Consider the following 17,771-nt stretch of genomic DNA (forward strand, 5'->3'; position numbering starts at 1 on the left):
ATGTCAGAGTTCCAGCTCGTCACCCGGTTCCAGCCAGCAGGCGATCAGCCAGAGGCCATTCGGCAAATGGTCGAGGGCATCGAGGCGGGGTTGGCGCACCAGACTTTGCTGGGCGTGACCGGCTCTGGCAAGACCTTCAGTATCGCCAACGTGATCCAGCAGGTGCAGCGCCCCACGTTGGTCCTGGCACCGAACAAGACGCTGGCGGCACAGTTGTACGGCGAATTCAAGGCCTTCTTCCCCAACAATGCGGTGGAGTACTTCGTCTCCTACTACGACTACTACCAGCCCGAAGCCTATGTGCCCTCATCGGATACCTTCATCGAGAAGGATGCCTCGATCAACGACCATATCGAGCAGATGCGCCTTTCCGCCACCAAGGCGCTGCTCGAACGGCGTGACGCAATCATCGTCACCACCGTGTCCTGCATCTACGGACTGGGCAGCCCTGAAACCTACCTCAAGATGGTGCTGCACATCGACCGGGGCGACAAGCTCGACCAGCGCGCGCTGCTACGCCGGCTGGCCGACTTGCAGTACACCCGCAATGAAATGGACTTCGCCCGTGCCACCTTCCGTGTGCGTGGGGATGTCATCGATATCTACCCGGCCGAATCGGACCTCGAAGCCATCCGCGTCGAGCTGTTCGACGACGAGGTGGAAAACATCGCCGCATTCGATCCGCTGACGGGCGAAATCCTGCGCAAGTTGCCAAGGTTCACGTTCTACCCCAAGAGCCACTACGTGACGCCGCGAGAAACGCTGCTTCAGGCGGTGGAAGGCATCAAGGAAGAATTAGCCGACCGGCTTGAGTACCTCCACAAGGCCAACAAGCTCGTGGAGGCCCAGCGTCTTGAGCAGCGTACCCGCTTTGACCTGGAAATGATCATGGAGCTGGGTTACTGCAACGGCATCGAAAACTACTCTCGCTATTTGTCCGGTCGTCCTGCAGGTGCACCGCCACCTACGCTGTATGACTACCTGCCCGCCGACGCGCTGCTGGTCATCGATGAGTCGCACGTCAGCGTTCCCCAGGTGGGTGCCATGTACAAAGGGGACCGTTCGCGCAAGGAAACGCTGGTGGAGTACGGGTTTCGTCTGCCGTCGGCGCTGGACAACCGCCCCATGCGCTTCGACGAATGGGAGAGCGTCAGTCCGCAGACCATCTTCGTATCCGCAACGCCCGGCCCTTACGAAGAGGCCCATGCTGGGCGCGTCGTCGAGCAGGTAGTGCGTCCGACAGGTCTGGTCGACCCGCAGATCGAAATACGCCCTGCGCTGACCCAGGTAGACGACCTGTTGTCGGAGATCCGCAAGCGTGTGGCCCTGGGCGAGCGTGTGCTGGCCACCACATTGACCAAGCGCATGTCCGAGGACTTGACCGATTACCTGGCAGACCATGACGTAAGGGTCCGTTACCTGCACTCAGACATCGACACCGTGGAACGTGTCGAGATCATCCGCGACTTGCGGCTGGGCACGTTCGATGTACTGGTCGGCATCAACCTGTTGCGCGAAGGCCTGGACATGCCCGAGGTTTCGCTGGTTGCCATTCTGGATGCGGACAAGGAAGGCTTCCTGCGCTCCGAACGTTCACTGATCCAGACCATTGGCCGTGCTGCGCGCAACCTCAATGGCCGGGCGATTCTGTATGCCGACGCCATCACCGGTTCGATGCAGCGGGCCATTGACGAGACCGAGCGGCGTCGAGAAAAACAGATTGCCTTCAACCAAGCGCACGGTATCGTGCCCAAGAGTGTGGTCAAGGACATCACCGATATCCTTGAGGGTGCAACCGTCCCGGGCGCTCGCAGCAAAAAACGCAAGGGGATGGCCAAGGCGGCAGAGGAGAGCGCGCGCTACGAAGCCGAGTTGCGCACCCCAGGCGAGATCACCAAGCGTATCAAGCAGCTCGAAGACAAGATGATGCAGTATGCCCGTGACCTGGAGTTCGAAGCCGCTGCCCAATTGCGTGATGAGATCACCCAGCTGCGAGATCGCCTGATCGCAAGTTGATGCCTGGTGGCCTGCATGAGCAGGCGACATCGCCCTCCATGCAAGCCGCCTCACGGTAGGCCATATCGAGGGCGCGGCATCATGAGGGCAGGCCCAGGTTAACGGCATCGCTGGAGCCCGGTGCCCGCCACCTGCTAACATCGAGGCTTTGTTTCATCTTCCGTTCGAGACTCCCATGACCACCGTACGCACGCGTATCGCGCCATCGCCTACCGGCGACCCCCATGTCGGCACCGCTTACATCGCCCTGTTCAACTACTGCTTCGCCAAGCAGCACGGCGGCGAGTTCATCCTGCGCATCGAAGACACCGATCAGTTGCGCTCCACGCGCGAGTCAGAGCAGCAGATCTTCGATGCTTTGCGTTGGCTGGGTATCGAGTGGAACGAGGGCCCGGACGTGGGTGGCCCGCATGGCCCGTATCGGCAGAGCGAGCGCGGTGAAATCTACGCCCAGTATGCCAAGCAGCTGGTCGACGCCGGTCATGCGTTCTACTGCTTCTGCACCGCCGAGGAGCTGGAGCAGATGCGCGCCGAACAGCAGGCCCGCGGCGAGACGCCTCGTTACGACGGGCGTGCACTGCTGCTGAGCGCCGATGAAGTGCAGCGCCGGCTGGACGCAGGCGAGCCCCATGTGATCCGTATGAAAGTGCCCACCGAGGGTGTGTGCGTGGTGCCGGACATGCTGCGCGGCGACGTGGAGATCCCGTGGGATCGCATGGACATGCAAGTGTTGATGAAAAACGATGGCCTGCCCACGTACTTCCTCGCCAATGTGGTCGATGATCACCTGATGGGCATCACCCACGTACTGCGCGGTGAAGAGTGGCTGCCGTCGGCGCCCAAGTTGATCAAGTTGTACGAGTACTTCGGTTGGGAGCAACCCAAGCTGTGCTACATGCCCCTGCTGCGTAACCCGGACAAGTCCAAGCTTTCCAAGCGCAAGAACCCGACGTCGGTGACCTTCTACGAGCGCATGGGCTTCATGCCCGAGGCCATGCTCAACTACCTGGGCCGGATGGGTTGGTCCATGCCCGATGAGCGCGAGAAGTTCTCGCTGGCCGAGATGGTCGAGCATTTCGACCTGTCTCGCGTTTCGTTGGGCGGGCCGATCTTCGACATCGAGAAGCTCTCCTGGCTCAACGGCCAATGGCTGCGTGAGCTCCCGGTGGAGGCCTTTGCCCAGCGCCTGCAGAAGTGGGCGTTCAACAGCGACTACATGATGAAGATCGCGCCGCATGTGCAGGGCCGGGTTGAAACGTTCAGTCAGGTGGTGCCCCTGGGCGGGTTCTTCTTCGAAGGCGCACTGAAGCTTGACGCCAAGCTGTTCGAAAGCAAGAAGTTGTCGGCCGATCAGGTGCGCCAGGTGTTGCAATTGATCCTGTGGAAGCTAGAGAGTCTGCGTCAATGGGAGAAAGAGCGCATCACCGGTTGCATCCAGTGCGTGGTCGATGCATTGGAACTGAAGCTGCGTGACGCCATGCCCTTGATGTTCGCCGCCATTACTGGGCAGGCAAGCTCGGTGTCGGTGCTCGATGCCATGGAAATCCTCGGCCCTGACTTGACCCGCTATCGTCTGCGTCAGGCATTGGATTTGCTGGGCGGTGTTTCCAAGAAAGAAAACAAGGAATGGGAAAAGCAGCTGGCTACCATCGCTTGAGATGAGGCAGGCGGGCAGGCTGTCGTTTCCATGACGGTCTGCCGGTCTCGCGCGCAATGATCCAAGGCTGAAGACTGTTCTGACCCTGCTGATCGGCCGACATTGCGGGGCAGGGCGGTAAGTGATTGTTATCTGTGAAAAAAATTTTGGTTTTTTTGAAGATTTAGTTTGACAGGCCTGCACCTGGAACTTAATATGCGCCCCGTCCACAGCGATGAACATAAACGAAATGCTAGGCACCCAGCCAGCGTGTCGGTTCAGCGTGACTCTGTGGGGCTATAGCTCAGCTGGGAGAGCGCCTGCATGGCATGCAGGAGGTCAGCGGTTCGATCCCGCTTAGCTCCACCAAATTCCTGTTGTCAGCCAATGGCTGGCACGTAGAACGGGCACCAGCAGCACGTTCTTGAAGGTAAGAAGGTTCGTCCCCTTCGTCTAGTGGCCTAGGACACCGCCCTTTCACGGCGGTAACAGGGGTTCGAGTCCCCTAGGGGACGCCAGTTTTATACAAGCAGTGTTTCGACAGTGCTGGGCCGCGAGGCTAAAAATCTGGGGCTATAGCTCAGCTGGGAGAGCGCCTGCATGGCATGCAGGAGGTCAGCGGTTCGATCCCGCTTAGCTCCACCAATTACTGCCAGGGTTTGCATTGCAGACTTTTGCGAAGGTTATGTCCCCTTCGTCTAGTGGCCTAGGACACCGCCCTTTCACGGCGGTAACAGGGGTTCGAGTCCCCTAGGGGACGCCAGTTTTACACAAGCAGTGTTTCGACAGTGCTGGGCCGCGAGGCTAAAAATCCGGGGCTATAGCTCAGCTGGGAGAGCGCCTGCATGGCATGCAGGAGGTCAGCGGTTCGATCCCGCTTAGCTCCACCAATTACTGCCAGGGTTTGCATTGCAGACTTTTGCGAAGGTTACGTCCCCTTCGTCTAGTGGCCTAGGACACCGCCCTTTCACGGCGGTAACAGGGGTTCGAGTCCCCTAGGGGACGCCACGTTTACCCGCGTTTTGCGGGACTTTAAAGGCTCATTCGCATATTGAATGGGCCTTTTGTTTTTTCTACCGAAAAAATCCCAACGCCGCCCTCCGTTCTGGGGTAGACATTTTTCGTTCGCTCACTGCTAAATCCCCCTTTTGCCCTTGGGACATCAACATGAGCTGGGACCTGCCCACACCTTTCATCATCGACGTGCATGTCGGCAGTGAAGACATCGATGGCCTGGGGCATGCCAACAATGCCGTCTACGTCACCTGGCTGGAGCGGTGCGCCTGGCGGCATTCCCAACGCCTGGGATTGGACCTGGCGGCGTATCGCCGGCTTGATCGCGCCATGGCGGTGGTCCGTCACGAAATCGATTACCTCGCCGCCGCTTACGAAGGTGACGAATTGGAATTAGCCACCTGGATCGTCGACTGGGACCAGCGTCTGCGCATGACCCGACGCTTTCAGCTGCGCCGTGCGCACGATGGGGTGGTATTGCTTCGCGCCCGGACCACCTTTGCCTGTATCGAGCTCTCTACCGGCAAACCCAAGCGCATGCCTGCCGAATTTCTGGAAGGTTACGCGCCAGCGCTGATCCTGGCCTGAAGTACGCGCAAATTTTGCTAGACTGCCGCCTTTTGCGCCGAGAACATTCCATGCAAATTGCCCTGGCCCCGATGGAGGGGCTGGTCGACAACATTCTGCGAGACGTGCTGACCCGCGTAGGCGGCGTCGATTGGTGCGTCAGCGAATTCATCCGCGTCTGTGATCGTCTGCTGCCAGCTTCTTCGTTCCATAAACTGGCCCCCGAGCTGAGCAACGGCGCGCATACGGCGGCAGGGGTGCCCATGCGTGTGCAACTGCTGGGGTCTGACCCGGCGTGCCTTGCCGATAACGCTGCATTGGCCTGCGAGCTGGGCGCCCCGGTAATCGACCTCAACTTTGGCTGCCCTGCCAAGACGGTGAACAAGTCCCGGGGCGGGGCGGTGCTGCTCAAGGAGCCTGAGCTGCTTCACGCCATTGTCCGCGAGGTCCGGCGCGCGGTGCCTGCCTCGATCCCCGTCACCGCCAAGATGCGCCTGGGTTTTGACAGCCCGGACGGGGCGCTGGACTGTGGCGTGGCCCTGGCCGAGGGCGGGGCGGCCCATTTGGTGGTGCATGCGCGGACCAAGGTTGAAGGCTACAAGCCACCCGCGCACTGGGAATGGGTGGCGCGCGTTCAGGACGTGGTCAAGGTGCCGGTGTTTGCCAATGGCGAGATCTGGACAGTCGAGGACTGGCGTCGTTGCCGGGAAGTCAGCGGCGCCGAGCACATTATGCTGGGGCGTGGCCTGGTGTCTCGCCCGGACCTGGGTATGCAGATCGCCGCCGCCAATGCCGGGACGCCCTACCAGGCCATGGGTTGGGATCAACTGCTGCCGCTACTTCAGGCATTCTGGCGGCAGGCCCAGGCCAAACTGTCACCCCGTTACGCCCCTGGACGCATGAAGCAGTGGGTCGCCATGCTAACGCGCAGCTACCCCGAGGCCGTACTTCTGTTTGCCGAGTTGCGCCGCGAAGAGGACTGCACGCGCATCGGGCGCTTGCTTGGCCTGACGCCGACGGCAGATGAAGCACAGGTAGCGTGACCGCCTGGCACCGCCGAAATTTTTTTTGGCACTGCCCTTGAAAGCACATTGATGGGCCATATCTCTTGAGTACGCGATGCCGAATTCGGGTCGCGTAATGACTTACTTGCTGATATCTCAGGAGTTATGACCATGACTACCGCTTTCTCTCTTGCACCACTGTTCCGCCACTCCGTTGGTTTCGACCGCTTCAATGACCTGTTCGAATCCGCGGCCCGCAATGAGGCCGGTAGCAGCTACCCGCCCTACAACGTGGAAAAGCACGGTGATGACCAGTACCGCATTGTGGTTGCCGCGGCTGGTTTCCAGGAAGAGGATCTCGACCTTCAGGTCGAAAAAGGCGTGCTCACCGTTACCGGTGGCAAGCGTGACAATGGCTCGGCAGAAGTGACATACCTGCACCAGGGCATTGCCCAGCGCGCCTTCAAGCTCTCCTTCCGCCTGGCTGACCACATCGAGGTCAAGGCTGCTGGCTTGGCCAACGGTCTGCTCAGCATCGATCTGCTGCGTATCGTGCCTGAAGAAGCCAAGGCCAAACGCATCCCGATCAACGGCGAGCAACCCGCGCTGAATTGATCCAGCGCATCAACAGGAAGGGCACCCTAGGGTGCCCTTCTTGCGTTGTGCTGGCGCGCCGCCACTTCAGGGCGCTTGCAACAGTTGCCGAAACGCCTGCAGCGGCAAAGGCCGGCTGTGCAGGTAGCCCTGGTACAGGTGACACCCCAGTTTTTCCAGAAACGCCAGCTGTTCGGCCAGCTCTACACCCTCGGCGATTACCGCAAGCCCAAGGCTAAGCGCCATGGCCACGATGGCGCGGACGATTTCAGCATCGTTGGGGTCTATCGTCACGTCACGGACGAACGTCTGGTCGATCTTCAGGGCATCGACTGGAAGGCGTTTGAGGTAGGTCAGCGAGGAATACCCTGTGCCGAAGTCGTCCATGGCAAACGTTACCCCGTGGCTTTGCAACTCTCGCATCTTGGCGATGGTGTCTTCCAGGTTCTGGATGACGATACCTTCGGTGATCTCGAGCTTGAGCAGTTTCCTGGGCAGTTGACTGTCGTCGAGGCAGCGCAAGACGCGGCCAACAAAATCTTTCTGGCGAAATTGCCGCGGGCTGATGTTGACGCACAGGCTGAAATCGTCGACATCGATCAAGCCGTCGGCCAGCAGGTGGGCGCAGGCAACGCACGCCTCATCGAGTACCCAGTTGCCCACCTCCAGAATCAACCCGCTTTCCTCCAGGACCTGGATGAACTGGCCCGGCGACTGCTGGCCGAGTTGAGGGTGGTGCCAGCGTAGCAGCACCTCGGCGCCGACGATCCGTTTGTCGCGCGCGTCGACCTGTGGTTGGTAATGCAGGGCCATTTCGCCACGGGCCAGCGCCAGGCGTAGATCACTCTCCATGCGCAGGCGTTCGCTGGCCGCCTTCTGCATGGTGGCGTGAAACAGTTGAGTCGTATTGCGCCCGGAGTCCTTGGCGCGGTAAAGCGCGATGTCGGCGCGTTTGAGCAGATCGGCTGGGGTTGTGCCGTGGTCCGGGATCAAAGCCACGCCAATGCTGGGGGTCACCTGCAGGCGCTGGCCGTCGAGTGACATGGGCTGGGCCAACAGGGCGCGTACGGTGTCAGCCAGCTGGCGAACCGTATGCTCGACCTCATCACGATTGCCTTCCAGGCCGCTGAGCAGTACCACGAACTCGTCACCACCCAGCCGTGCCACGGTGTCCTCCACACGTACGCTGGCCTCAAGCCTGGCCGTGATGATCTTGAGCACGGCATCACCGACCGGGTGGCCCAGCGAGTCGTTGATGTGCTTGAAATGATCCAGGTCGAGGAAAAGCAGGGCACCACGCAAGTCGCGCCGCTTGAGCAGGGCGATCTGCTGACCCAGCCGCTCCATCAGCAGGGCACGGTTTGGAAGATTGGTCAGCGGGTCATGGTAGGCAAGGTGACGGATCTGTGCCTGGGCTTGTTTCAGTTGGCTGACGTCCCGGGCGGTCATCAGCAGGCACTCTACATCGTTGAGCATGATCTGCTCTACGGACACCTCTACCGTCAGGAGATCGCCGCGCTTGTTGCGCCCCAGCATTTCCCGATGATGTACCCGGCCATGCTCGCGCAGTTCAGCCAGCAAGGCGGTTCGCTGTTGCGCATCGGTCCAGATTCCGATGTCGAATACGGTGCGCCCGACGACGTCGCCCACCGAGTATCCAGTCAGCCGGCAGAAACCGTCGTTGATTTCCAGGTAGCGCCCGGTTAGGCATTCGGTGATGGTGATGGCGTCCGGGCTTGAGTGAAACGCCTTGGCGAATTTCTCTTCGCTGGATTTGAGCGCTGCCTCTGCCCGCTGCTGTTGAGTGATATCGCGCAGCGTGGTGACGCTGCAGGGTTGGTTGTCCACCGTGATGAGGCGGCTGGAGATCAGGCAGGTCAAGGCTTCGCCACTGCGGTGGTGGACGACCAACGCCACGTTGGTCAAGGCCTGCTCGCGGATGACCCGCTCGATGCGGTGGGCTCGCAGGGCAGATTCGGCCCACAGGCCTATCTCCTGGGCCGTGCGGCCGATCAACTGCTCGGTCGTCCAGCCGAAGGTGTGGGTAAAGGCGGGGTTGATCTCGATGAACTGTCCCGTGTCCTGACGCGTCACGCAGATCGGGTCGGGGCTGACTTGAAACAGGCTGGCAAACTTTTCTTCCGAGGCACTGAGGCGAAGCTCGCGTTCAACCTGGTCGGTGATGTCGAGCAGGGTGCCCGCCATGCGCAGAGGGTTGCTGTGCTCGTCGCGATACAAGCGCGCACGGCTTTCGATATACCGCGAGACGCCGTTCTCCAACTGTACCCGGTACGTGAACTGATAATTGCCGGCCGGCCCTTCGCGCAGGCTGCTGTAGGCCTTGCGCATGGAGAGGCGCTCCTGTTCCGGAACGCCTTCGAAAAACGCATCGAAGGATTCGTGAAAGGCTACTGGCGGCAACCCGTGTAGTTGTGCAGCCCGGGCCGAACCGTAGAGCATGCCGCTGGGAATGTGCCAGTCCCACGTGCCCAGCTGCGCCGAGTCCAGCGCCAGGTCCAGACGCTCCTGGCTGTCCTTGAGGGCAAGGTCCGCGCGCTTGCGCTCGGTGGTGTCGACGAAGGTACTGAGCTGATAGGTGGTGCCTTCGAGCTCGATGCCCTGGGTGCAAAGGATGCCATCATGGACCTTGCCGTCGCTGCCGCGGAATTGCACCTCCATGGTCAACGGGCCGCCGCTCAGGCGGGAAGAATCGAGCATGTGCTGGCGTTGCGCGGCGTCGGCCCACAACCCCAATGCCACGCTGGTGCGGCCGATGACTTGGCTGGCGGGCCAGGCGAACGTATCTTCGAAGTGCTGATTGACTTCGAAGATCATGCCGTCATCACGACGGGTCAACAAAATGGCATTCGGGCTCAGGTGGAAGAGGGTAGCGAGGCGCTTTTCGGAATTCATTAGCGCGGTTTCCCGCTCGCGCTGGCGCGTGATCTCGCGTACTACCCCAATCATCTGCGGTCTGCCGTGCGGGTCGCAAGTCAGGCTGCCATTGATCTCCAGCCAATGCAGGCTGCCGTCTGGCCAGCGAATGCGGTGGCGCATGGCTCGCCCTACCGGTTCGCCATCGAACACCGCCTGAAACGCCTTGCGTGTTCGCGCGCGGTCCTCCTCGGCCAGCAGGTCCAGGTAGTCGATGTCTCCGGGCAGGGCGCGCAGCGGGTCGAAACCGAACAGGGCCTGGGTGCCCCGGGACCAACTGACCCGGCCGCTTTCGATATCCCAAAGCCACGCACCCAGGCGTGCACCGTTCAGGGCAGCCAACAGCTGCGGCGCACTCTGCCAAGCCTGCTCCGCCGCCTCGGGCTCTGCCGCATGGATTCGCGGCAGGCGCATCAAGCGATTTGCTGATTTGGGCATGATTACCAGACCTTTGGCATGGGACACATCCTTGAAGGGGCCGGGCTGACGGCTATTCAGGCGCTTGCCGCATGGCCAACGAGCAGGGCCATGAACGCCTTGGCAGCGTTGGACAGGGTGCGCTCGGTGTGCAGAATGTAGCCTAGCTGGCGGGACAACCCAATGCCGGGCAAGGCGATGGGCGCCACCTGTTCGTCAAGCATCGTGCGCGGCAGCACGCTCCACGCTAGGCCGATCGATACCATCATCTTGATGGTTTCCAGGTAGTTGGTGCTCATGGCGATGTTCGGTGTCAGGCCTTGGCTTTCGAACAGACGCTGGACAATGTGGTGGGTGAACGTATTGCCCCCTGGAAACACGGCGGGGTGGCACGCCACATCAGCAAGGGTAACGGCGTCGTTGTTGGCCAATGGGTGCTCCGGGGCGGCTACGAAATCCAGCGCGTCCTGCCATACCGGTACAGCGTTGATCAGGGGATGAGGTTCAGGTGCCAGGGTGATGACGGCGAGTTCGGCTCGACCATGCAGAATCTCATCGTAGGCCTGTTCCGAATCCAAGAACTGAATATCCAGCGCCACTGCCGGGTATTGGCGGGTGAAAGCCCGCAGCAGTGGGGGGAGGCGGTGCAGGCCGATGTGATGGCTTGTTGCCAGGGTCAGGCGCCCCCCCACTTCCCCTGACAGATTGGTCAGCGCCCGTCGGGTATCCTCCAGTACGTTGAGAATCTGGTAGGCCCTGGGCAACAGTGCCCGCCCGGCTTCGGTCAAGGTTATCTCGCGGCCCAGGCGGTCGAATAACCGTGTGCTCAACTGCTGCTCCAGGCCAGCAATGCGCTTGCTGACAGCGGGCTGGGTCAGGTACAGGCGTTCTGCCGCACTGGAAAAGCTGCCAGTTTCCGCAATGGCGATAAATGCGCTGAGATTGGCCAAGTCCATTTACTGAATTCCTTTTGGTTATCCAAAGGATAAAAAATATGAATTTGAGTTATTCAATCTAACCCCCTAGCATCGCCCATACAAGCCAAGTGGTCTTTGGCATAGAAAGACGCTGATGAGGAACAGTCCGATGGCTGGCAAAACGCTCTACGACAAACTCTGGGAAGCCCACGAGGTCAAGCGCCGTGACGACGGCTCGTCCTTGATCTACATCGACCGTCACATCATCCATGAAGTGACCTCCCCGCAGGCTTTCGAAGGGCTGCGCCTGGCCAAGCGCAAGCCATGGCGTATCGATGCCAACATCGCCACGCCCGACCATAACGTGCCGACCACCCCCGAGCGCAAGGGCGGGATCGAGGCCATCGTCGACCAGGTGTCGCGCCTGCAGGTGCAGACCCTCGACGAGAACTGCGACGAATACGGCATCGTCGAATTCAAGATGAACGACGAGCGCCAGGGCATCGTTCATGTCATCAGCCCCGAACAGGGCGCTACCTTGCCAGGCATGACCGTGGTCTGCGGCGACTCGCATACCTCAACCCACGGCGCCTTCGGTGCGCTGGCCCACGGCATCGGCACCTCCGAGGTCGAGCACGTGCTGGCTACCCAGTGCCTGGTGGCCAAGAAGATGAAGAACATGCTGGTGCGGGTCGAGGGGCAACTGTCGCCGGGTGTCACGGCCAAGGACATCGTCCTGGCGGTAATCGGCAAGATCGGCACTGCCGGTGGCAACGGTCACGCGATGGAGTTCGCCGGCAGTGCCATTCGCGCGTTGTCGATGGAAGGCCGCATGACCATCTGCAACATGTCCATCGAAGCCGGTGCCCGTGTCGGGTTGGTGGCCACTGACGCCACCACCATCGCTTATGTCGAAGGCCGCCCGTACTCGCCCAAGGGCGAGCAGTGGACCCGTGCTGTCCAGGCCTGGAAAGACCTGGTCTCCGATGAGGATGCGGTTTTCGATACCGTGGTCGAACTCGATGCCACGCAGATCAAGCCGCAGGTCAGCTGGGGTACCTCGCCAGAAATGGTGCTTGCCGTCGACCAGCGTGTGCCGGATCCGGCTGCCGAAGCGGACCTGGTCAAGCGTGGCTCCATTGAGCGCGCCCTGAAGTACATGGGCTTGCAGGCCAACCAGGCGATCACTGATATCCACCTGGATCGCGTGTTCATAGGCTCGTGCACCAATTCGCGCATCGAAGACCTGCGCGCGGCAGCGGAGATCGCCAAGGGCCGCAAGGTGGCGAGCAGCGTCAAGCAAGCCATCGTCGTCCCCGGCTCGGGCCTGGTGAAGGCTCAGGCCGAGCGCGAAGGCCTGGACAAGATATTCGTCGAAGCCGGCTTCGAATGGCGCGAGCCAGGTTGCTCGATGTGCCTGGCCATGAACCCCGATCGGCTGGAAAGCGGCGAGCACTGCGCATCCACCTCCAACCGTAACTTCGAAGGGCGTCAGGGCGCAGGTGGCCGCACGCACCTGGTGAGCCCGGCCATGGCCGCCGCAGCCGCCGTCACCGGCCACTTCATCGATGTCCGCGAGTTGATCCAAGGGAGCGCAGCATGAAAGCTTTCACTCAGCACATTGGCCTGGTTGCGCCGTTGGACCGTGCCAACGTCGATACCGACCAGATCATCCCCAAGCAGTTCTTGAAGTCGATCAAGCGCACAGGCTTTGGCCCCAACCTGTTCGACGAATGGCGCTACCTGGACGTAGGTCAACCCTATCAGGACAACAGCAAGCGCCCGGTAAACGAGGAATTCGTGCTCAATCACCAGCGCTACCAAGGCGCCAGCGTGTTGTTGGCGCGGGAGAACTTCGGTTGCGGGTCCAGCCGTGAGCATGCCCCTTGGGCACTTGACGAGTACGGCTTTCGGAGCATCATCGCGCCCAGCTTTGCCGACATCTTTTTCAACAACAGCTTCAAGAATGGCTTGTTGCCGATCATCCTCAGCGATGAAGACGTCGATGAGCTGTTCAAGCAGGTGGAAGCTGCGCCAGGTTACCAGCTGACCATCGACCTGCAGGCCCAGGCGGTCACACGCCCAGATGGCAAGGTGCTGCACTTCGAGATCGACGCATTCCGCAAGCATTGCCTGCTCAATGGCCTGGACGACATTGGCCTGACCCTGCAGGACAGCGATGCGATCAAGGCGTTCGAGGACAAGCACCGTGCTGCGCAACCCTGGCTGTTTCGCGACGCCTGACTAAAGCCTGCGCGCTCGCCGGCCTGCTTGCCAGCAGGTCGGTGCAAGCGGCGTCACCCACGCACCGTGGCTCAAGCCAGTGCCACTGGCGCAATGGCCGAGCCCATATCGGCGACTACTCCACCACCAGGACATTCCAATGACGCGCACGCAGCATACCGATGTGGTTCAGCGCCAGTTCGGCGATCAGGCTGGGGCCTACCTTAGCAGCGCCGTGCATGCTCAAGGCAGCGAGTTCGCGCTGTTGCAGGCCCAGTTGCAGGGGCAGGTCGACGCACGCGTGCTGGACCTGGGCTGCGGGGCAGGTCACGTCAGCTTCCAGATTGCGCCGTTGGTGGCGCAGGTGGTCGCGTACGACCTTTCCCAGTCCATGCTGGACGTCGTCGCCAACGCTGCCGCCGATCGTGCGCTGACCAATATCATGACCGAGCGTGGCGCGGCAGAATCCCTGCCGTTTGCCGATGCTTCGTTCGATTATGTGTTCAGCCGCTACTCAGCCCATCACTGGAGCGACCTGGGCCTGGCGCTGCGCGAAGTGCGCCGCGTGCTCAAGCCAGGCGGTGTGGCTGCATTCATTGACGTCATGTCGCCGGGTAGCCCGTTGCTGGACACGTATCTGCAAGCAGTAGAGGTGTTGCGCGACACCAGTCACGTTCGCAATTACTCTGCTGCCCAGTGGCAGCGCCAGGTCAGCGAGGCCGGCCTGCGTGTTCGCAGTCATGCCCGGCAGTCACTGCGCCTGGAGTTCGGCAGTTGGGTCGAGCGCATGCGCACCCCTGAGCTGATGCGCCTGGCCATCCGCGAACTGCAGCAAGCCATGGGCGAAGAAGTACGGCAGTATTACCAGATCGAGGCCGATGGCTCGTTCAGCACGGATGTGCTGGTGCTGTGGGCAGAACGTTAAGCCTTTTTCGGCGCGGCCCCATTCGCCGCGCTGCGTGAATGCATAGAGGAAAGCATGAGCAAGCAGATTTTGATTCTTCCGGGTGATGGCATTGGTCCTGAAATCATGGCCGAAGCCGTCAAGGTGCTGGAGCTGGCCAATGACAAGTTCCAGCTCGACCTGAGCCTGACCCATGACGTGATCGGTGGCGCAGCCATCGACAAGCACGGGGTGCCGCTGGCCGATGAAACCCTGGAGCGTGCACGCCAGGCCGATGCCGTGCTGCTCGGCGCCGTGGGCGGTCCCAAGTGGGACAAGATCGAGCGTGACATTCGCCCTGAACGCGGCCTGCTGAAGATCCGCTCGCAGCTGGGGCTGTTTGCCAACTTGCGCCCGGCCATTCTCTACCCGCAGCTGGCCGATGCGTCCTCGCTCAAGCCGGAAATCGTCTCTGGCCTGGACATCCTCATCGTGCGCGAGCTGACCGGCGGCATCTACTTCGGTGCCCCACGTGGTCAGCGCGAACTTGAAGGTGGCGAGCGCCAGGCCTACGACACCTTGCCCTACAGCGAAAGCGAAGTGCGGCGCATCGCCCGCGTGGGTTTCGACATGGCGCGGGTGCGTGGCAAGAAGCTGTGCTCGGTGGACAAGGCCAACGTTCTGGCTTCCAGCCAGCTGTGGCGTGAAGTGGTCGAGAGCGTGGCACAGGATTACCCGGATGTGGAACTGAGCCATATGTATGTCGACAACGCGGCGATGCAGCTGGTGCGCGCGCCGAAGCAGTTCGACGTCATGGTGACCGACAACATGTTCGGCGACATTCTGTCGGATGAAGCTTCCATGCTGACCGGTTCCATCGGCATGCTGCCTTCGGCGTCGCTCGATGCCAACAACAAGGGCATGTACGAGCCTTGCCACGGCTCGGCGCCAGACATTGCCGGTGCAGGGATCGCCAACCCGTTGGCCACCATCCTGTCCGTGTCGATGATGCTGCGCTACAGCTTCGACCAGTCGGCTGCCGCCGAGGCCATCGAGCAGGCGGTCAGCCTGGTGCTTGACCAGGGCTTGCGCACTGGCGACATCTTCTCCGAAGGCTGCCGCAAAGTAGGTACGCAGGAAATGGGCGACGCAGTAGTCGCAGCGCTGCGGAATCTGTAATCTCTCTGGCCCGCCATCCCCAATCCCGATGGCGGCCCACTTTTAGCAAAGGTGTAGTTGCGATGAAACGTGTAGGTCTGATCGGTTGGCGCGGCATGGTTGGTTCCGTGCTCATGCAGCGAATGCTGGAGGAGCAGGATTTCGACCTTATCGAGCCCGTGTTCTTCACCACCTCCAATATTGGTGGCCAAGGCCCGAACGTGGGCAAGGATACCGCGCCGCTCAAGGACGCGTATTCCATCGAAGAGCTCAAGACCCTCGACGTGATCCTGACTTGCCAGGGCGGCGACTACACCAATGAAGTGTTCCCCAAGCTGCGCGAAGCAGGCTGGCAGGGCTACTGGATCGATGCGGCCTCGTCTTTGCGCATGCAGGATGATGCAGTCATCGTGCTCGACCCGGTCAACCGCAAGGTCATCGATCACCAGCTCGACGCCGGTACCCGCAACTTCATCGGCGGCAATTGCACGGTCAGCCTGATGCTGATGGGCCTTGGCGGATTGTTCGAAGCCGGTCTGGTGGACTGGATGAGTGCCATGACCTACCAGGCAGCGTCCGGTGCAGGGGCGCAGAACATGCGCGAGCTGATCAAGCAGATGGGCGCCACCCATGCGGCGGTCGCCGATGACCTGGCCAACCCGGCCAGTGCCATCCTCGACATCGACCGCAAAGTGGCCGAGGCCATGCGCAGCGAGGCCTATCCGGCTGAAAACTTCGGCGTCCCCCTGGCCGGCAGCCTGATCCCCTGGATCGACAAGGAATTGCCCAACGGCCAAAGCCGCGAAGAATGGAAGGCGCAGGCCGAAACCAACAAGATTCTGGGTCGCTTCAAGAACCCGATTCCGGTCGATGGCATCTGCGTGCGCATCGGTGCCATGCGTTGCCACAGCCAGGCGCTGACCATCAAGCTGAACAAGGATGTGCCGATCGCCGACATCGAAGGCATGATCAGCCAGCACAATCCTTGGGTGAAGCTGGTGCCCAACCAGCGTGAAATCAGCATGCAGGAACTGACCCCTACCAAGGTGACCGGCACGCTGAATATCCCGGTTGGACGTTTGCGCAAGCTGAACATGGGTTCCCAGTACCTGGGGGCGTTCACGGTGGGTGACCAACTGCTGTGGGGCGCTGCCGAGCCGCTGCGTCGCATGTTGCGGATCCTGCTGGAACGTTGATACAGCCATCTGTACCCGAACCCGCGCTACTTCCAGCGCGGGTTTTTTTTGCGGCGCGCAGTGCAGGTGGCAGGGGAAGCCTGCGCACAGCGGGCGACTCCCTGCCACGGGTCGGCGTTGGCCTCGGTTGTGTAATGCAGGTAAAGTGCCGCTCCCGTTTCGCCAGAGGCAGCCTGCAATATGAAACCTTCATTCGATATCGCCGTCGTCGGTGCCACCGGCAGCGTCGGTGAGACGTTGGTCCAGATTCTCGAAGAGCTGGATTTCCCGGTCGCCACCCTGCACCTGCTCGCCAGCATCGAGTCGGCGGGCAGTAGCGTGATGTTCGCCGGCAGGAAGCTCAAGGTACGTGAGGTCGAGGGGTTCGATTTTGCGCAGGTCAAGCTGGCGTTCTTTGCAGCCAGTGCCGCGGTCAGTCGCAGCTTCGCCGCCCAGGCTGTGCAAGCGGGCTGCACCGTCATCGACCTGTCCGGTGCCCTGGACAACGCACTGGCTGTCGTTCCAGAAGCCAACGCCGATCAAGTGGCTGGGCTGAAGCTGCCCGCGCTGATCACCAGCCCCTGTTCAGGCGCCGTGGCCGCCGCCGCCGCCCTGGCCCCGATCAAGCATTTGCTGGACATCGAGCATGTTCAGGTGGTGGCGTCTTTGGCAGTGTCGGCTCAAGGCCGTGAGGCGGTCAACGAGCTTGCGCGGCAAACGGCCGAGTTGCTCAATGCCCGCCCGTTGGAACCGCACTTCTTCGACCGCCAGGTCGCCTTCAACGTGTTGGCCCAGGTCGGCAAGGTCGACGAACAGGGCCATACCACCGTGGAGCGGCGCATGGTGCAGGAGCTGCGCGAGCTGTTGGGCCAGCCTGAACTGAGTATTTCAACAAGCTGCATTCAAGTCCCGGTCTTTTTCGGCGATAGCTTCAATGTGGCCGTGCAGTGCCGCCACGCCGTGGATCTGGCGGCCGTCAACCAGGCGTTGGAGGTGGCGCCTGGCATCGAACGGGTAGACCTGGACGATTATCCAACGCCGGTGGGCGACGCAGTCGGGCAGGACGTGGTCTATGTTGGACGTGTACGCCATGGTGTTGATCAAGCGCAGCAGCTCAACCTTTGGCTGACCACCGACAATGTGCGCAAGGGCGCGGCGCTAAACGCTGTGCAGGTGGCGCAATTGTTGATTAAACACGGTCTGTAAAAGATACTGGCAGGCACTTTTGTCCTG

At 61.2% G+C, this 17,771-nt stretch carries 13 protein-coding genes and 6 tRNA genes; 17 read left to right on the forward strand and 2 right to left on the reverse strand.

Features of this window, described 5'->3' with window-relative positions; translation table 11 throughout:
- The 11 genes from uvrB (at window position 1) to B2J77_RS06580 (ending at window position 6,852) form a co-directional block, all read left to right on the forward strand.
- Window positions 1-2,016 carry an excinuclease ABC subunit UvrB gene (gene uvrB / locus B2J77_RS06530; RefSeq protein ID WP_078478223.1) on the forward strand — a complete coding sequence of 672 codons (2,016 nt, stop codon included), beginning with the start codon at window positions 1-3 and terminating at the stop codon, window positions 2,014-2,016.
- Between the two features lie 175 nt (window positions 2,017-2,191).
- Complete coding sequence (gene gltX / locus B2J77_RS06535) at window positions 2,192-3,673, forward strand: glutamate--tRNA ligase (protein WP_058637684.1); 1,482 nt, start codon at window positions 2,192-2,194, stop codon at window positions 3,671-3,673.
- Between the two features lie 272 nt (window positions 3,674-3,945).
- Window positions 3,946-4,021 (forward strand) — tRNA-Ala (locus B2J77_RS06540).
- 73 nt (window positions 4,022-4,094) lie between these two features.
- Window positions 4,095-4,170, forward strand: a tRNA-Glu gene (locus B2J77_RS06545).
- A 51-nt stretch (window positions 4,171-4,221) separates the two neighbouring features.
- Window positions 4,222-4,297 (forward strand) — tRNA-Ala (locus B2J77_RS06550).
- Window positions 4,298-4,339: 42 nt separating this feature from the next.
- Window positions 4,340-4,415: transfer RNA gene (locus tag B2J77_RS06555), tRNA-Glu, on the forward strand.
- A 51-nt stretch (window positions 4,416-4,466) separates the two neighbouring features.
- Window positions 4,467-4,542 (forward strand) — tRNA-Ala (locus B2J77_RS06560).
- Window positions 4,543-4,584: 42 nt separating this feature from the next.
- Window positions 4,585-4,660 (forward strand) — tRNA-Glu (locus B2J77_RS06565).
- 159 nt (window positions 4,661-4,819) lie between these two features.
- The gene (locus B2J77_RS06570; RefSeq protein ID WP_078478224.1) at window positions 4,820-5,254 is read left to right on the forward strand and encodes an acyl-CoA thioesterase; all 435 of its coding nucleotides are present in this window, start codon (window positions 4,820-4,822) and stop codon (window positions 5,252-5,254) included.
- 50 nt (window positions 5,255-5,304) lie between these two features.
- The gene (locus tag B2J77_RS06575) at window positions 5,305-6,276 is read left to right on the forward strand and encodes a tRNA dihydrouridine synthase (RefSeq protein ID WP_058637682.1); all 972 of its coding nucleotides are present in this window, start codon (window positions 5,305-5,307) and stop codon (window positions 6,274-6,276) included.
- 132 nt (window positions 6,277-6,408) lie between these two features.
- A complete protein-coding gene (locus B2J77_RS06580; protein WP_027916483.1) occupies window positions 6,409-6,852 on the forward strand; it encodes an Hsp20 family protein in 444 nt (147 codons plus the stop codon).
- Between the two features lie 66 nt (window positions 6,853-6,918).
- Here the strand turns inward: B2J77_RS06580 and B2J77_RS06585 are convergent, their stop codons facing one another.
- Both B2J77_RS06585 and B2J77_RS06590 read right to left on the reverse strand, forming a co-directional pair.
- On the reverse strand, window positions 6,919-10,203 hold the full coding sequence (locus tag B2J77_RS06585) for a bifunctional diguanylate cyclase/phosphodiesterase (RefSeq protein WP_078478225.1): 3,285 nt from the start codon (window positions 10,201-10,203) through the stop codon (window positions 6,919-6,921).
- A gap of 56 nt (window positions 10,204-10,259) precedes the next feature.
- Window positions 10,260-11,138 (reverse strand): LysR family transcriptional regulator, encoded by an 879-nt coding sequence (locus B2J77_RS06590; protein ID WP_078478226.1) that lies wholly within the window; start codon window positions 11,136-11,138, stop codon window positions 10,260-10,262.
- Between the two features lie 130 nt (window positions 11,139-11,268).
- Here B2J77_RS06590 and leuC point away from each other — a divergent pair, with 130 nt between their 5' ends.
- The 6 genes from leuC to B2J77_RS06620 all read left to right on the forward strand — a co-directional run bounded on the left by leuC (window position 11,269) and on the right by B2J77_RS06620 (window position 17,744).
- On the forward strand, window positions 11,269-12,702 hold the full coding sequence (gene leuC, locus B2J77_RS06595) for a 3-isopropylmalate dehydratase large subunit (protein ID WP_058637679.1): 1,434 nt from the start codon (window positions 11,269-11,271) through the stop codon (window positions 12,700-12,702).
- Window positions 12,699-13,343 (forward strand): 3-isopropylmalate dehydratase small subunit, encoded by a 645-nt coding sequence (gene leuD, locus B2J77_RS06600; RefSeq protein WP_058605545.1) that lies wholly within the window; start codon window positions 12,699-12,701, stop codon window positions 13,341-13,343. The genes leuC and leuD overlap by 4 nt, the downstream gene beginning before the upstream one ends.
- Before the next feature lie 139 nt (window positions 13,344-13,482).
- Complete coding sequence (locus B2J77_RS06605) at window positions 13,483-14,247, forward strand: class I SAM-dependent methyltransferase (protein ID WP_058637678.1); 765 nt, start codon at window positions 13,483-13,485, stop codon at window positions 14,245-14,247.
- A 54-nt stretch (window positions 14,248-14,301) separates the two neighbouring features.
- Entirely contained in the window at window positions 14,302-15,384 is a 1,083-nt protein-coding gene (gene leuB / locus B2J77_RS06610; protein WP_023535973.1) for a 3-isopropylmalate dehydrogenase, read from the forward strand.
- Between the two features lie 62 nt (window positions 15,385-15,446).
- Window positions 15,447-16,559, forward strand: a complete 1,113-nt coding sequence (gene asd, locus B2J77_RS06615; RefSeq protein WP_058637677.1) for an aspartate-semialdehyde dehydrogenase — start codon at window positions 15,447-15,449, stop codon at window positions 16,557-16,559.
- 180 nt (window positions 16,560-16,739) lie between these two features.
- Window positions 16,740-17,744, forward strand: coding sequence for an aspartate-semialdehyde dehydrogenase (locus B2J77_RS06620; RefSeq protein ID WP_078478227.1), 1,005 nt, complete (start codon window positions 16,740-16,742; stop codon window positions 17,742-17,744).
- Window positions 17,745-17,771: the final 27 nt, after the last annotated feature.

Origin of the sequence: Pseudomonas parafulva, from assembly GCF_002021815.1 — a bacterium.
Taxonomy (GTDB): Bacteria; Pseudomonadota; Gammaproteobacteria; order Pseudomonadales; family Pseudomonadaceae; genus Aquipseudomonas; species Aquipseudomonas parafulva_B.

Excerpts from the sequence above, each read along its gene's own strand:
- uvrB (WP_078478223.1), top strand. The coding sequence starts at position 1 with ATGTCAGAGTTCCAGCTCGTCACCCGGTTCCAGCCAGCAGGCGATCAG.
- gltX (WP_058637684.1), top strand. The coding sequence starts at position 2,192 with ATGACCACCGTACGCACGCGTATCGCGCCATCGCCTACCGGCGACCCC.
- B2J77_RS06570 (WP_078478224.1), top strand. The coding sequence starts at position 4,820 with ATGAGCTGGGACCTGCCCACACCTTTCATCATCGACGTGCATGTCGGC.
- B2J77_RS06575 (WP_058637682.1), top strand. The coding sequence starts at position 5,305 with ATGCAAATTGCCCTGGCCCCGATGGAGGGGCTGGTCGACAACATTCTG.
- B2J77_RS06580 (WP_027916483.1), top strand. The coding sequence starts at position 6,409 with ATGACTACCGCTTTCTCTCTTGCACCACTGTTCCGCCACTCCGTTGGT.
- B2J77_RS06585 (WP_078478225.1), bottom strand. The coding sequence starts at position 10,203 with ATGCCCAAATCAGCAAATCGCTTGATGCGCCTGCCGCGAATCCATGCG.
- B2J77_RS06590 (WP_078478226.1), bottom strand. The coding sequence starts at position 11,138 with ATGGACTTGGCCAATCTCAGCGCATTTATCGCCATTGCGGAAACTGGC.
- leuC (WP_058637679.1), top strand. The coding sequence starts at position 11,269 with ATGGCTGGCAAAACGCTCTACGACAAACTCTGGGAAGCCCACGAGGTC.
- leuD (WP_058605545.1), top strand. The coding sequence starts at position 12,699 with ATGAAAGCTTTCACTCAGCACATTGGCCTGGTTGCGCCGTTGGACCGT.
- B2J77_RS06605 (WP_058637678.1), top strand. The coding sequence starts at position 13,483 with ATGACGCGCACGCAGCATACCGATGTGGTTCAGCGCCAGTTCGGCGAT.
- leuB (WP_023535973.1), top strand. The coding sequence starts at position 14,302 with ATGAGCAAGCAGATTTTGATTCTTCCGGGTGATGGCATTGGTCCTGAA.
- asd (WP_058637677.1), top strand. The coding sequence starts at position 15,447 with ATGAAACGTGTAGGTCTGATCGGTTGGCGCGGCATGGTTGGTTCCGTG.
- B2J77_RS06620 (WP_078478227.1), top strand. The coding sequence starts at position 16,740 with ATGAAACCTTCATTCGATATCGCCGTCGTCGGTGCCACCGGCAGCGTC.